The sequence below is a fragment of the Serratia sp. szju genome, assembly GCF_044594185.1.
Taxonomy (GTDB): domain Bacteria; phylum Pseudomonadota; class Gammaproteobacteria; order Enterobacterales; family Enterobacteriaceae; genus Serratia; species Serratia bockelmannii.
The window spans coordinates 2,542,080-2,556,230 of record NZ_CP172576.1; the positions used below are offsets into that span (position 1 = coordinate 2,542,080).

The window sequence follows — 14,151 nt, forward strand, 5'->3', positions numbered from 1 at the left end:
CCATGCCTAAAATTGTTTTCCTGCCCCATCAAGACCTTTGCCCGGAAGGGGCGGTTCTGGAAGCCGAAAAAGGGGAGTCGATCCTCAACGTTGCGCTGCGCAACGGCATTGAAATCGAGCACGCCTGCGAGAAATCCTGCGCCTGCACCACCTGCCACTGCATCGTGCGTGAAGGCTTCGATTCGCTGGAAGAGAGCAGCGAGCTGGAAGACGACATGCTGGACAAAGCCTGGGGGCTGGAGCCGGAAAGCCGTCTGAGCTGCCAGGCGCTGGTCGCCGACGAAGATCTGGTGGTCGAAATGCCGCGCTACACCGTCAACCACGCGCGTGAGCATTAATTGTTAGCCGCAGCGTCAACCCGGAGATCATAATGGGACTGAAGTGGACCGACAGCCGTGAAATCGGCGAAGCCCTGTACGACCAATACCCGGACACCGATCCGAAAACCGTGCGTTTTACCGACATGCATCAGTGGATCTGCGATCTCGAAGAGTTCGACGACGATCCGCAGGCTTCCAACGAAAAAATACTGGAAGCGATCCTGCTGGTCTGGTTAGATGAAGCGGAGTAAATAGCGTAACGGGCTGCCATGGGCGGCCCGTTTATTTTGTATCCGACAAGATTAATAAAAGAATAATCCGGAGTAAGAAGGCTATGACAACAGAATTCATGCAGGTCACGCTGTCGCAACAACCTGCCGACGCCCGCTGGGGCGAGAAAGCGCTGCTGAGCACCAACGGCGAAGGGATGACCATCCACCTGACCGGGGCCGACAAGCTGGGCGCGATCCAGCGCGCGGGCCGCAAAATTGATGGCCAGGGCATCAAAAACGTCAAGCTGGCCGGCGACGGTTGGGATTTGGAAAACAGCTGGGCGTTCTGGCAAGGCTATCGCGGGCCGAAAGGGCAGCGCAACGTCGAATGGGCTGAACTGCCGGAAGCCGCGCGTCAGGAGCTGGATAAGCGCCTGAAGATCGTCGACTGGGTGCGTGACACCATCAACATGCCGGCGGAAGAGCTGGGGCCGGAGCAACTGGCGACTCGCGCTGTCGATTTGATGTGCGACGTCGGCTGCGATGCCGTCAGCTACCGTATCACCAAGGGCGAAGATCTGCGCGAGCAGAACTATGCTGGCATCCACACCGTCGGCCGCGGTTCCGAACGCCCGCCGGTGCTGCTGGCGCTGGACTTCAACCCGACCGGTAACCCGGACGCGCCGGTGTTCGCTTGCCTGGTCGGCAAGGGCATCACCTTCGATACCGGCGGTTATAGCCTGAAACAGAGCGCCTTTATGGATTCGATGAAGGCTGACATGGGCGGTGCGGCCACCATCACCGGCGCCCTGGCGCTGGCGGCGGCGCGCGGCCTGAAGCAGCGCGTGAAGCTGTACCTGTGCTGCGCCGACAACATGGTCAGCGGCAACGCCTTCAAACTGGGTGACATCATTCGCTACCGCAACGGCAAAACCGTTGAGGTGATGAATACCGATGCGGAAGGGCGCCTGGTGCTGGCCGACGGCCTGATCGACGCTTCTGAGCAGGATCCGCAGCTGATTATCGACTGCGCCACCCTGACCGGCGCGGCCAAAACCGCGGTGGGCAACGACTACCACGCCCTGTTCAGCTTCGACGATGCGCTGGCGCAGGAACTGTTGAGCAGCGCCGCCGCCGAGCAAGAGCCGTTCTGGCGTTTGCCGCTGGCCGAGTTCCACCGTAGCCAGCTGCCGTCCAACTTCGCCGAGCTGAACAACGTAGCCGGCCCGGCCTACACCGCCGGCGCCAGCACCGCGGCGGCCTTCCTGTCGCACTTCGTCAAGAATTACCAACAGGGCTGGCTGCACATCGACTGCTCCGCCACTTACCGCAAAGGCGCGGTGGATCAGTGGTCGGCCGGCGCGACCGGTTTGGGCGTGCGTACCTTGGCCAACCTGCTGCTGAGCAAAGCCAAATAATTGAACGCCCGCCGCGTCGGGCGCTAGAATGCGCATTATCTTCGGGGCCCAGCATGCTGGGCCTCGCTATTTGATCCTGGAGTTTGCCATGAGTGCCCATCATCACGATGCCGCCCCGAGCGAGAACGAACTTGAACGCCTGCTGAAGCTGGCGGTGACGGAGCCGGCCCACCGCCCGGCGTTCTTCCGTGAACTGCTCGAGGCCACGGTGCTGATCCTCGGCGACAGCGAACAGGTGCAGCAGGACGGCGACATCACGCTGAACGCGGATACGCCGGTCAATATCCAGCATTGGGAAAAGCAGGACGGCGGCAGCATCATTCCGTTCTTCACTTCGCTGGAAGCACTGCAGAAGGCCGTTGAGGACGAACAGCCGTTCATCGCCATGCCGGCGCGGGTGTTGTTCGAAATCACCCAGGGCGCGGATCTGTTCCTCAACCCGAAGGCGGAGTACGGCAAAGAGTTCTATCCGGAAGAGGTGGCGATGCTGTTGGCGACCGGCGGCGTCGTCAAACCGGTGGAGCATTACGTCGATAAAGAGACCCAAATCCTGCTGGGGCAGCCCGAGGAATATCCGTCGGCGATGGTGGATGCGTTGACCACGCTGTTCAGCCAGCGCAAACCGGTGCGCCGCGCGTTTCTGGCGCTGATGCATGACCAGGCGGCGGACGAGAAGCCGAATCTGCTGGTCGGACTGGAAGTGGACGCCGAGCCGGCGGAGATCGAGGCGCTGATCAACGAGGCCGGCAGCGTCGCCAGCGAAACGGCGCCGAACGACGAACCAGTGGATTTCTGCCTGGTGTCGGAGAACGAGCGCGGCATCAGCCACTATCTGATCTCCCATACGCAGCCGTTTTATCAGCGCCGCTGGGGCAGTTGGCTACGCAATTTGATCCCGTCTACCGACAAGACCCAGTAGCGCCGCCGCGTGGTCGAAAATGCCCCATGAAGATCATATTTTTTTAATGAAATGTTGATTTTCCCGTAGGCAAGCGTTAACGGCGCACATATAATCTGCGCCACTTGAGAAGGCCGGCAACATTGCAGACCGGCCTGTTTTGGAAGTCATACAGAGGCCATCATGACCGTAGAACGTACCTTTTCCATCGTTAAACCAAACGCTGTAGCCAACAACGACATCGGCGCTATCTACGCGCGTTTCGAGCGCGCCGGTTTCAAAATCATCGCCGCTAAAATGCTGCGTCTGACTCGCGAACAAGCTGAAGGCTTCTACGCTGAGCACAAAGGCCGTCCATTCTTCGACGGTCTGGTCGAATTCATGACCTCTGGCCCAATCATGGTGCAGGTTCTGGAATCTGAAAACGCCGTGCAGCGCAACCGCGACATCATGGGCGCAACCAACCCGGACAACGCACTGGCCGGCACCCTGCGCGCCGACTACGCGGACAGCTTCACCGCTAACGCCGTTCACGGTTCCGACTCCGTTGAATCCGCACAGCGCGAAATCGCTTACTTCTTCAACGAAAGCGAAATCTGCGCACGTTAATCGCGCGTTTCTGAGCTGATAGCCAGGCATTCACCGGCTGAAACAATAAAAATGCCCTGAATGCCTTTCAGCCGTAGCCACCCGCTACTAAAATTTGTACAATGCCGCGCCCCTGATAAGACGACTTGTCAGGGGCGTGTTTTTAGTGCCGCCACCCGAATCATGCGGGCTGAAATGCACAACTTACTGTCCATTCTTTAGCGCCATAACGTGTAATAACGAGGCCAGAGATCATTATGTTAGAACCCATCACGTCCGAGCACACCGTGTCTGAAAATAATTCGCTGACTACCCCCTCCGTTAACGTGGAGCAACCGGCTGCGGCCAAAATCAACCTGCTGGATCTGAACCGCCAGCAAATGCGCGAGTTCTTCGCCGAAATGGGCGAGAAGCCGTTCCGCGCCGATCAGGTGATGAAGTGGATTTACCACTACTGCTGCGACGATTTCGAGCAGATGACCGACATCAACAAAGTCCTGCGCGGCAAGCTGCAGCGCGTGGCGGAAATCCGCGCGCCGGAAGTGGCGGAAGAACAGCGTTCGGCCGACGGCACCATCAAGTGGGCGATTAAAGTCGGCGATCAGCAGGTCGAAACCGTGTACATCCCGGAAGCCGACCGCGCGACGCTGTGCGTCTCCTCGCAGGTAGGCTGCGCGCTGGAGTGCAAATTCTGTTCGACGGCGCAGCAGGGCTTCAACCGCAACCTGCGCGTGTCGGAAATCATTGGCCAGGTGTGGCGCGCGGCGAAAATCATCGGTGCGCTGAAGGTGACCGGCCAACGCCCGATCACCAACGTGGTGATGATGGGCATGGGCGAGCCGCTGCTCAACCTGAACAACGTGGTGCCGGCGATGGAAATCATGCTGGACGACTTCGGCTTTGGCCTGTCCAAACGCCGTGTGACCCTGTCTACCTCCGGCGTGGTGCCGGCGCTGGACAAGCTGGGCGACATGATCGACGTGGCGCTGGCTATTTCGCTGCACGCGCCGAACGACACCATCCGCGATGAGATCGTGCCGATCAACCGCAAATACAACATCGAGACCTTCCTGTCCGCGGTGCGTCGCTATCTGGAGAAATCCAACGCCAACCAGGGCCGCGTGACCGTCGAGTACGTGATGTTGGATCATATCAACGACAGCACCGACGATGCGCATCAGCTGGCGGAAGTGCTGAAAGACACGCCGTGCAAGATTAACCTGATCCCATGGAACCCGTTCCCGGGCGCCCCCTACGGCCGCAGCTCCAACAGCCGGGTGGATCGTTTCTCCAAGGTGTTGATGGAATACGGCTTTACGACTATTGTTCGTAAAACCCGTGGTGACGATATCGACGCCGCCTGCGGGCAACTGGCGGGTGAAGTGATCGACCGTACCAAGCGTACCCTGAAGAAGAAAATGGCCGGGGAACCTATCAACGTACGGGCGGTCTGAATCCTATAGCACCATTTTTTGTTATCTAACAGCCTGTTATGCGCAAGCATGTCGCTGGCGGGCGTTAGCTGACGGCCGATAAGGAAATGAATGCGGGCATGAAGCTGAAACTGTGGGGTATGTGGCTGGCGGCCGGGTTGTTGGCCGGGTGTTCCGGTTCAGCGCCGGAAAAGGAAGCACAGGTCGCTGAGGCGGGCCAGACGCGGTTGCAACTGGGCCTGGAGTACCTGCAGCAAGGCGACATGGACGCCGCGCGCCAGAACCTGGAAAAGGCGCTGGACGCGGCCCCGCAGGATTACCGCACGCAGTTGGGCATGGCGCTCTACGCGCAGCGGAACGGTGAAAACGCCGAGGCCGAACAGCGTTATCGGCAAGCGCTCAAACTTGCGCCGGGCAATGGCACCGTATTGAATAATTACGGTGCGTTTCTTTGCGGTTTAGGGCAGTATGTACCGGCGCAACAGCAGTTTAGCGCTGCGGCGCTGGTGCCCGATTATGGCCAGGTCGCCGACAGCCTGGAAAACGCAGGTTACTGTTTTCTCAAGGCCGGACAAAACGATGAGGCGCGCACGCTGTTGAGCCGCGCGCTAAAAGTCGATCCGGACAAAGGCACTCCGCTGTTGGCGGAGGCCGAAAAGCAATTTGGAGAAGGGAAGCGCGCCCAGTCGCAACTTTTATTGGATGTTTATCAGCATGTTCTGCCGGCCAGCGCCAGCAGCTTATGGTTACAGATTCGTTTCGCCGCGTCAGCCGGCCGCCAGGATAGCGTTCAACGCTATGGCAAGCAGCTAGCGCGAAGTTTTCCACAATCCAAACAGTACCAGCAGTTCTTAGCTAATGAATACTGAAGCCTCCCAAGATAAAACCGTATCCATGACGACGGGCCAGCGCCTGCGTCAGGCCCGTGAGCAACTCGGGCTGAGCCAACAGACCGTTGCAGAACGCCTGTGTCTCAAAATGTCCACCGTGCGCGATATCGAGGAAGACAGCGTGTCTGCTGACCTCGCGTCCACCTTCGTGCGCGGCTACATCCGTTCCTACGCCAAGCTGGTGCATCTGCCGGAAGACGAACTGCTGCCGATGCTGGCCAAGCAGGCGCCGTTGAAGATGGCGAAAGTGGCGCCGATGCAAAGCTTCTCGCTGGGCAAGCGCCGCAAGAAACGCGACGGCTGGCTGATGAGCTTCACCTGGCTTATCGTGTTCGTGGTGATCGGCCTGACCGGCGCTTGGTGGTGGCAAAACCACAAGGCGCAGCAGGAAGAGATCGCCACCATGGCCGATCAATCCTCGGCGCAGCTTTCACAGAATAACGAAGGGCAGTCCGTGCCGCTGACCGACGGCAATGCCGACGCCGGCACCAACGTGCCGTTGGTCGACAACAGCGCTACGCCGGCTGATACCGGCGCAGCGGCTCAGACGCCTGCGGCGACCGCCCAGGCGCCGAGCGCGGCCCAGCAGCAGCCTGCCGTGGTGTCGCCAAGCCAGACAACCCTGCCGGAAACCGCGCCGGCGGCACAAGCGCCGTTGCCGACCGCCGATGCGGGCGTGGCTGCGCCGGCGGCCGATCCGAACGCGCTGGTGATGGATTTCTCCGCCGACTGCTGGCTGCAGGTGACCGACGCGAGCGGTAAAACGCTGTTCAGCGGCACCCAGAAGCAAGGTGGCAAGCTGAACCTGACCGGCACTGCGCCGTATAAACTGACCATCGGCGCGCCGGCGGCAGTTCAGATCCAGTATCAGGGTAAACCGGTTGATTTAAGCCGGTTCGTTAAGTCAAACCGTGTTGCTCGCCTGACCGTCGCCGCGCAGTAATCGCGCGGCTGGTCGTGATGTCAGAGCAGCAATGGAGAGTAAGTAATGCATAACCAAGCGCCCATCAACCGTCGAAAATCTACACGCATTTACGTCGGCAAGGTGCCTATTGGTGATGGCGCGCCGATTGCCGTGCAGTCGATGACCAACACCCGTACCACCGATGTTGAAGCAACGGTTAATCAGATCAAAGCGCTGGAGCGCGTGGGCGTCGACATCGTCCGCGTTTCGGTTCCTACCATGGACGCCGCCGAGGCGTTCAAACTGATCAAGCAGCAGGTCAACGTGCCGCTGGTCGCCGATATCCACTTCGATTATCGCATCGCGCTGCAGGTTGCCGAATATGGCGTAGACTGCCTGCGCATCAACCCGGGCAACATCGGCAACGAATCGCGCATTCGCTCGGTGGTGGACTGCGCCCGCGACAAGAACATCCCGATTCGCATCGGCGTCAACGGCGGCTCGCTGGAGAAAGACCTGCAGGAAAAGTACGGCGAACCTACGCCGGAAGCGCTGTTGGAATCCGCCATGCGCCACGTGGACATCCTCGATCGTCTCAACTTCGACCAGTTCAAGGTCAGCGTCAAGGCGTCGGACGTGTTCCTGGCGGTGCAATCCTACCGCTTGCTGGCGTCGCGCATCGATCAGCCGCTGCATTTGGGCATCACCGAAGCCGGCGGCGCGCGCAGCGGGTCGGTCAAATCGGCCATCGGCCTGGGCATGCTGCTGTCTGAAGGCATCGGCGATACCCTGCGCATCTCGCTGGCGGCGGATCCGGTTGAAGAAGTGAAGGTCGGTTTCGACATTCTGAAGTCGCTGCGCATCCGCGCGCGCGGCATCAACTTCATCGCCTGCCCGACCTGTTCGCGTCAGGAGTTCGATGTGATTGGCACGGTGAACGCGCTGGAGCAGCGCCTGGAAGACATCATCACGCCGATGGACGTCTCGATCATCGGTTGCGTGGTGAATGGCCCGGGCGAAGCGCTGGTGTCCACCATGGGCGTGACCGGCGGCCACAAGAAGAGCGGCTTCTATGAAGACGGCGTGCGCCAGAAAGAGCGTTTCGACAACGAACAGATGATCGACCAGCTGGAAGCGAAAATTCGCGCTAAGGCCGCGATGATGGACGAAAGCAACCGCATCACGGTCAACCTGCTGGAAAAATAAGCGTTATCGCTACACGGCGGGCCAGTTGGCCCGCTTGTTTATGAGCCTGAAGGGCAGAAAACCGCATCCGCGTTGAATACCGGGCGGCAAAGTCCCTATAATCGGGTTCATTTTTACAGACAACGGACAGAGAACTCACGTGGCAAAGAACATTCAAGCCATTCGCGGCATGAACGACTACCTGCCGGAAGAAACGGCATTATGGCAGCGTATTGAAGGCACCCTCAAGCAGGTGCTGGGCGGCTACGGTTACAGCGAAATCCGGTTGCCGATTGTAGAGCAGACCCCGTTATTCAAACGCGCGATCGGCGAAGTGACCGACGTCGTGGAAAAAGAGATGTATACCTTCGAAGACCGCAACGGCGAAAGCCTGACGCTGCGTCCGGAAGGGACGGCCGGCTGCGTGCGCGCCGGCATCGAACATGGTCTGCTGTACAATCAGGAACAGCGTCTGTGGTACATCGGCCCGATGTTCCGCTACGAGCGCCCGCAGAAGGGCCGTTATCGCCAGTTCCATCAGCTGGGCGCAGAAGTGTTCGGCCTGCAAGGCCCGGATATCGACGCCGAGTTGATCCTGCTGACCGCCCGCTGGTGGAAAGCGCTGGGCATCGCCGAGCACGTCAAGCTGGAGCTGAACTCGATCGGTTCGCTGGAAGCGCGCGCCAACTACCGCGACGCGCTGGTGGCGTTCCTGGAGCAGCACGTCGAGGTGCTGGACGAAGACTGCAAACGCCGCATGTACAGCAACCCGCTGCGCGTGCTGGACTCCAAGAATCCTGAGGTGCAGGCGCTGCTGAACGACGCGCCGCGCCTGTCCGAGTACCTGGATGAAGAATCCCGTGCTCACTTCGCCGGTCTGTGTGAACTTTTGGCGCAGGCAGGTATCCCATATACCGTTAACGAGCGCCTGGTGCGCGGTCTGGATTACTATAACCGCACCGTGTTTGAGTGGGTGACCACCAGCCTGGGCGCGCAGGGCACCGTCTGCGCGGGCGGCCGTTACGACGGCCTGGTCGAGCAATTGGGCGGCCGCGCCACCCCGGCGGTCGGTTTCGCCATGGGCCTCGAGCGTCTGGTGTTGCTGGTGCAGGCGGTTAACCCGGAATTCAAGGCGCCGTCGGCTATCGACGTGTACGTCATCTCTTCCGGCGCGGGCACCCAGAGCGCGGCAATGCAGCTGACTGAACAGGTGCGCGACGCGGCGCCGCAGCTGAAGCTGATGACCAATTACGGCGGCGGCAACTTCAAGAAGCAGATCACCCGTGCGGACAAATGGGGCGCGCGCATCGCGCTGATCCTGGGTGAGAGCGAAGTGGCGGCGCAGCAGGTGGTGGTGAAAGACCTGCGCAGTGGTGAACAAGAAACGCTGGCGCAAAGCGAAGTCGCTGCGCGTCTGGCTTTGATGTTAGGTTAAGGAGAAGGACACCGTGGAAGTCTATACCACTGAAAACGAACAAGTCGACGCACTGCGTCGGTTCTTTGCCGAGAACGGCAAAGCGCTGGCGGTGGGCGTGGTGCTCGGAATTGGTGCCCTGGTTGGCTGGCGTTACTGGCAGAGCCATGAAAACTCCAACATGATGGCGGCATCGCAATCCTATCAGGAAGCCAGCGATCGTCTGGCGGCCGGCAAGCCGGATGACGTGGCTGCCGCAGAGAAATTTGTCCAGGCTAACGGCAACAGCTACGGCGTACTGGCCGCGCTGCAGTTGGCCAAGCACTTTGTCGAACAGAATGATTTCGCCAAGGCTGAACAGCAGCTGGTGCTGGCGCAGGGCCAGACCAAAGACGACAACCTGTTGGCGATGATCGACCTGCGTCTGGCGCGCGTCCAGCTGCAGGAGAAAAAGCTGGATGAAGCGCTGAAAACGCTGGATGGCGTGAAAGGCGAAGGCTGGGCGGCGATGATGCAGGATGTGCGCGGCGATGTATTGCTGGCCAAGGGCGACGCCAAGGGCGCGCGCGAAGCTTACAGCAAAGGCATTGAGTCCAATGCTTCTCAGGCGCTGCAGGTTCTGCTGCGCATGAAATTGAATAACTTGTCCAGCTAAGGGGAATTCCCATGCAATTGCGTAAAACACTCTTGGTCGGACTGGTTTCCGCTGCCTTGCTGAGTGGTTGCTCGCTGTTTAACAGCGAAGAAGACGTGGTTACCATGTCGCCGTTGCCGAAAGTTGAAAATCAGTTCACGCCGAGCAAGGCGTGGAGCACCTCGGTGGGCGACGGCATCGGTGAGTATTACTCCCACCTGCGTCCGGCCTATCAGGACAGCACCATTTACGCCGCCGATCGCTTTGGCATCGTGAAAGCGATGGACGCCGACAGCGGCAACGAGAAGTGGAAGGTCAACCTCTCCGAGAAGACCGGCTTCTTCTCCAGCAACCTGTCTGCGCTGCTGTCGGGCGGCCTGACGGTTGCGGGCGACAAGGTTTACGTCGGCAGCGAAAAAGCGGTGGTTTACGCATTGAACACCGCCGACGGCGCCATCGCCTGGCAGACCAAAGTGGCCGGCGAAGCGATTTCACGTCCGGTTATCAGCGACGGCATGGTGTTGGTGCACACCTCCAACGGCATGCTGCAGGCGCTGAACGAAGCCGACGGCGCGGTGAAGTGGACGGTTAACCTGGACATGCCTTCGCTGTCGCTGCGCGGTGAATCCGCGCCGGCCGTCGCCTTTGGCGCCGCCATCGTCGGCGGTGACAACGGCCGCGTCAGCGCCGTGCTGATGCAGCAGGGCCAACTGATCTGGCAACAGCGCATTTCTCAGCCGAGCGGCGCGACCGAAATCGATCGCCTGAACGACGTGGACACCACGCCGGTAATCGTTGACGGCGTGGTCTACGCGCTGGGTTACAACGGCAACCTGACGGCGCTGGATCTGCGTTCCGGTCAGATCATCTGGAAACGCGAGCTGGGTTCGGTGAATGATTTCATCGTCGACGCGGGCCGCATCTACCTGATCGACCAGAACGATCGCGTGGTGGCGCTCAGCACCGAAGGCGGCGTGACCGTGTGGACGCAAAGCGATCTGCTGCACCGCAACCTGACGCCGCCGGTGATGTATAATGGTTATCTGGTGACCGGTGACGCCGAAGGCTATCTGCACTGGGTCAACACCACCGATGGCCGTTTTGTCGCCCAGCAGGAAGTGGACAGCTCCGGCTTCCTGTCTGCGCCGATGGTGGCCGGCGACAAGCTGGTCATCCAGGCTCGCGGCGGGAAAGTTTACGCTTTCACCCGCTAACGCCGCTCGTCGTGATCCTTCTTGCGCCCGAAAGATTTCGGGTTGCAGCCAGGCGGCAAGCGCATGAGTCCTCGGGAGCTTAGTGAGCTAAGTGACCGAGGCGAAGGTGCGCAGACAACGCCGCTGTGGCGCGAAAGATGAAGGGGAAAACGGCTCCTGAATGTTCAGGGGCCGTTTCGTATTTTATAAGCTGCACCGCTGGTGTCTATCCACAGTGCAGTAACGCATTGATTATTAAGTAATGAGGCTTCAACAATGATACCTGTCGTCGCGCTGGTCGGGCGCCCGAATGTGGGTAAATCCACCTTGTTCAACCGTTTAACCCATACGCGTGATGCGCTGGTGGCGGATTTCCCGGGGCTGACGCGTGACCGCAAGTATGGTCGTGCTGAAATCGAAGGCAATGAATTCATCATCGTCGATACCGGTGGCATCGACGGCACCGAAGACGGCGTCGAAACGCGCATGGCCGGTCAGTCGCTGCTGGCGATCGAAGAAGCGGACATCGTGCTGTTCATGGTCGACGCCCGCGCCGGCCTGATGCCGGCGGATCAGGGCATCGCCCAGCACCTGCGCAGCCGCCAAAAGGCGACCTTCCTGGTGGCCAACAAGACCGACGGTCTGGATCCGGACACCGCCACCGCCGATTTCTACTCGCTCGGCCTGGGTGAAGTGTTCGCTATCGCCGCTTCTCACGGCCGTGGCGTGACCCAGCTGATTGAACACGTGCTGGTGCCGTTCGTGCCGGAAAAACCGGAAGACGTCGAGCTGACCGAGGAAGAGGCCAACGCCGCTTACTGGGCCGAGCAAAACGGTGAAACGCTGGAAGGCGAAGAAGACGAAGAGCCGGAAGAAGCGTTCAACCCGCAGGATCTGCCGATCAAACTGGCGATCGTCGGCCGCCCGAACGTCGGTAAGTCTACGCTCACTAACCGTATCCTCGGCGAGGAGCGCGTGGTGGTGTATGACATGCCGGGCACTACCCGCGACAGCATCTACATTCCGATGGTGCGCGACGAACGCGAATATGTGCTGATCGACACCGCCGGGGTGCGTAAACGCGGCAAGGTGACTGAAACCGTCGAGAAGTTCTCGGTGATCAAGACCCTGCAGGCGATTGAAGACGCCAACGTGGTGCTGCTGGTGATCGACGCGCGTGAAGGCATCTCCGATCAGGATCTCTCGCTGCTCGGCTTTATCCTCAACAGTGGGCGCTCACTGGTGATTGCGGTCAACAAGTGGGACGGCATGAGCGAAGAAGATCGCGAGCACGTGAAAGAGATGCTCGATCTGCGTCTGGGCTTCGTCGACTTCGCGCGCGTGCACTTTATTTCCGCCCTGCACGGCAGCGGTGTCGGCAACCTGTTCGAATCGGTACAGGAAGCCTACGAGTGCGCAACCCGTCGCGTAAACACCTCGATGCTGACCAAAATCATGCAGATGGCGGTTGACGATCACCAGCCGCCGTTGGTGCGCGGCCGCCGCGTGAAGCTGAAATATGCCCACGCCGGCGGTTACAACCCGCCGATCGTGGTGATCCACGGCAACCAGGTCAGCGATCTGGCCGATTCGTACAAGCGCTATCTGATGAACTACTTCCGCCGCTCGCTGAACGTGATGGGGACGCCGATCCGCATCCAGTTCAAAGAGGGTGACAACCCGTTCGCCGGCAAACGCAACCTGCTGACGCCGACCCAGATGCGTAAGCGCAAGCGCCTGATGAGCCACCTGAAAAAGAGCAAGTAATTGCTCATGAGGGGCGCGGCAGTGATGCCGCGCCCCTTTTTTATTGGCCCGAAATCGTTTTATTATCTGAAGATTACCTCGCCTGCCTGAAGGAACACCATGTCCTGGGAAACCTGGAGTTTTGCGTTTAACGTCACCGTGCCGAATCTGCTGATGATGCTGCTGGGGATCCTGCTGCGCCATTGGCGCCTGATGGATGACCGTTTCGTCGACGGCGCGACCCGCCTGGTGTTCAATTTGGCGCTGCCGTGCCTGCTGTTTTTCAGCATCGCCACCAACCACCCGCAGCTGCTCGGCAACCTGCCGCTGGTGCTGTTCGGCGCGGTCGGCACGCTGGCGACCTTCCTGCTCTTGGAGCTGGCGGCCAAGTGGCTGGTGAAAGAACCGCGTGAGCGCGGGGTGTTCGTGCAGGGCGGCTTCCGCGCCAATACCGCCATCGTCGGCCTGGCCTACGCCATGACCGCCTATGGCAGCGAAGGCATTGCGCTCGCCTCGCTGTACCTGACGGTGACGGTGATCCTGTTCAACATACTGTCGGTTATCACCCTCACGCGCAGCCTACAGGGTGGGCAGGGCAAGAAAATCAGCCACCTGTCGCTGCTGCGCAGCATCGTTACCAACCCGCTGATCATCGGCCTGGTGTGCGGGCTGCTGTATGCGCAAACCGGGCTGGGCATCCCGACCGTGATCCGCCAGACCGGCAGCTATATCTCCGCGCTGTCGCTGCCGCTGGCACTGCTGTGCACCGGCGCCAGCCTGGATTTTCGCGCCATGTTCCGCTCGTCCAACGTGGCGGCGCTGTCGTCGGCGGCCAAGCTGTTTCTGGTGCCGTGCCTGATGACGCTGGCCGGCTGGCTGTGCGGGTTTCAGGGTGCGGCGCTGGGCATTATCTTCCTGTTTTCCGCCACGCCGACCGCTTCGGGCAGCTATGTGATGACGCGCGCCATGGGCGGCAACGCCACGCTGGCGGCCAACATTATCGCCATTACCACCGTCGGTTCGTTCTTCACCACCGCGTTGGGGATCTATTTCTTGCGCTCATGGGGCGCGATTTAACCTGGGAGCCGTTATGGATGCGCATTGTCCGCACTGTCGTCAGACCATGAATTGGGTAGCGGGTCACTACCATTGTGCCGCCTGTCAGCGCGATTATCGGCAGCTGGCGAGCTGCCCGGAGTGCGGGCAGCCGCTGCAAGAGTTGAAGGCCTGCGGGGCGGTGGATTACCTGTGCCAGAACGGGCACGGGCTGATCTCCAAAAAACGGGTGAATTTCAGCTATCAGCCGCTGTAAGCCC

15 protein-coding genes are annotated in these 14,151 nt (G+C 60.2%); all 15 read left to right on the plus strand.

Annotation, left to right across the window (positions count from 1 at the left end; translation table 11 throughout):
• Window positions 1-2 precede the first annotated feature (2 nt).
• The 15 genes from fdx to RE418_RS12000 all read left to right on the plus strand — a co-directional run bounded on the left by fdx (window position 3) and on the right by RE418_RS12000 (window position 14,147).
• Window positions 3-338 carry an ISC system 2Fe-2S type ferredoxin gene (gene fdx / locus RE418_RS11930; RefSeq protein ID WP_004941417.1) on the plus strand — a complete coding sequence of 112 codons (336 nt, stop codon included), beginning with the start codon at window positions 3-5 and terminating at the stop codon, window positions 336-338.
• A gap of 32 nt (window positions 339-370) precedes the next feature.
• Window positions 371-571 (plus strand): Fe-S cluster assembly protein IscX, encoded by a 201-nt coding sequence (gene iscX, locus RE418_RS11935; protein WP_006327336.1) that lies wholly within the window; start codon window positions 371-373, stop codon window positions 569-571.
• Between the two features lie 83 nt (window positions 572-654).
• Window positions 655-1,950 (plus strand): aminopeptidase PepB, encoded by a 1,296-nt coding sequence (pepB, locus tag RE418_RS11940; RefSeq protein ID WP_043138092.1) that lies wholly within the window; start codon window positions 655-657, stop codon window positions 1,948-1,950.
• 88 nt (window positions 1,951-2,038) lie between these two features.
• Entirely contained in the window at window positions 2,039-2,869 is an 831-nt protein-coding gene (gene sseB, locus RE418_RS11945) for an enhanced serine sensitivity protein SseB (protein ID WP_089181693.1), read from the plus strand.
• Between the two features lie 162 nt (window positions 2,870-3,031).
• Window positions 3,032-3,457, plus strand: coding sequence for a nucleoside-diphosphate kinase (gene ndk / locus RE418_RS11950; RefSeq protein WP_004941424.1), 426 nt, complete (start codon window positions 3,032-3,034; stop codon window positions 3,455-3,457).
• A 236-nt stretch (window positions 3,458-3,693) separates the two neighbouring features.
• On the plus strand, window positions 3,694-4,890 hold the full coding sequence (locus RE418_RS11955) for a bifunctional tRNA (adenosine(37)-C2)-methyltransferase TrmG/ribosomal RNA large subunit methyltransferase RlmN (RefSeq protein ID WP_004941426.1): 1,197 nt from the start codon (window positions 3,694-3,696) through the stop codon (window positions 4,888-4,890).
• Window positions 4,891-4,988: 98 nt separating this feature from the next.
• A complete protein-coding gene (pilW, locus tag RE418_RS11960) occupies window positions 4,989-5,738 on the plus strand; it encodes a type IV pilus biogenesis/stability protein PilW (RefSeq protein ID WP_049209609.1) in 750 nt (249 codons plus the stop codon).
• Window positions 5,728-6,702, plus strand: a complete 975-nt coding sequence (gene rodZ, locus RE418_RS11965) for a cytoskeleton protein RodZ (RefSeq protein ID WP_025303910.1) — start codon at window positions 5,728-5,730, stop codon at window positions 6,700-6,702. The genes pilW and rodZ overlap by 11 nt, the downstream gene beginning before the upstream one ends.
• Window positions 6,703-6,747: 45 nt before the next feature.
• Window positions 6,748-7,869, plus strand: coding sequence for a flavodoxin-dependent (E)-4-hydroxy-3-methylbut-2-enyl-diphosphate synthase (gene ispG, locus RE418_RS11970; protein WP_016929756.1), 1,122 nt, complete (start codon window positions 6,748-6,750; stop codon window positions 7,867-7,869).
• 139 nt (window positions 7,870-8,008) lie between these two features.
• On the plus strand, window positions 8,009-9,283 hold the full coding sequence (hisS, locus tag RE418_RS11975) for a histidine--tRNA ligase (protein ID WP_089181216.1): 1,275 nt from the start codon (window positions 8,009-8,011) through the stop codon (window positions 9,281-9,283).
• Between the two features lie 13 nt (window positions 9,284-9,296).
• The gene (locus RE418_RS11980; RefSeq protein ID WP_049204897.1) at window positions 9,297-9,917 is read left to right on the plus strand and encodes a YfgM family protein; all 621 of its coding nucleotides are present in this window, start codon (window positions 9,297-9,299) and stop codon (window positions 9,915-9,917) included.
• Window positions 9,918-9,928: 11 nt separating this feature from the next.
• On the plus strand, window positions 9,929-11,110 hold the full coding sequence (gene bamB / locus RE418_RS11985; protein WP_025303907.1) for an outer membrane protein assembly factor BamB: 1,182 nt from the start codon (window positions 9,929-9,931) through the stop codon (window positions 11,108-11,110).
• A gap of 255 nt (window positions 11,111-11,365) precedes the next feature.
• Window positions 11,366-12,856: a ribosome biogenesis GTPase Der gene (der, locus tag RE418_RS11990; protein WP_004941442.1), complete on the plus strand. Its 1,491-nt coding sequence runs from the start codon at window positions 11,366-11,368 to the stop codon at window positions 12,854-12,856.
• 99 nt (window positions 12,857-12,955) lie between these two features.
• A complete protein-coding gene (locus tag RE418_RS11995) occupies window positions 12,956-13,912 on the plus strand; it encodes an AEC family transporter (RefSeq protein ID WP_033648913.1) in 957 nt (318 codons plus the stop codon).
• A gap of 13 nt (window positions 13,913-13,925) precedes the next feature.
• Window positions 13,926-14,147, plus strand: a complete 222-nt coding sequence (locus tag RE418_RS12000) for a zinc ribbon domain-containing protein (RefSeq protein ID WP_004941446.1) — start codon at window positions 13,926-13,928, stop codon at window positions 14,145-14,147.
• Window positions 14,148-14,151 lie beyond the last annotated feature (4 nt).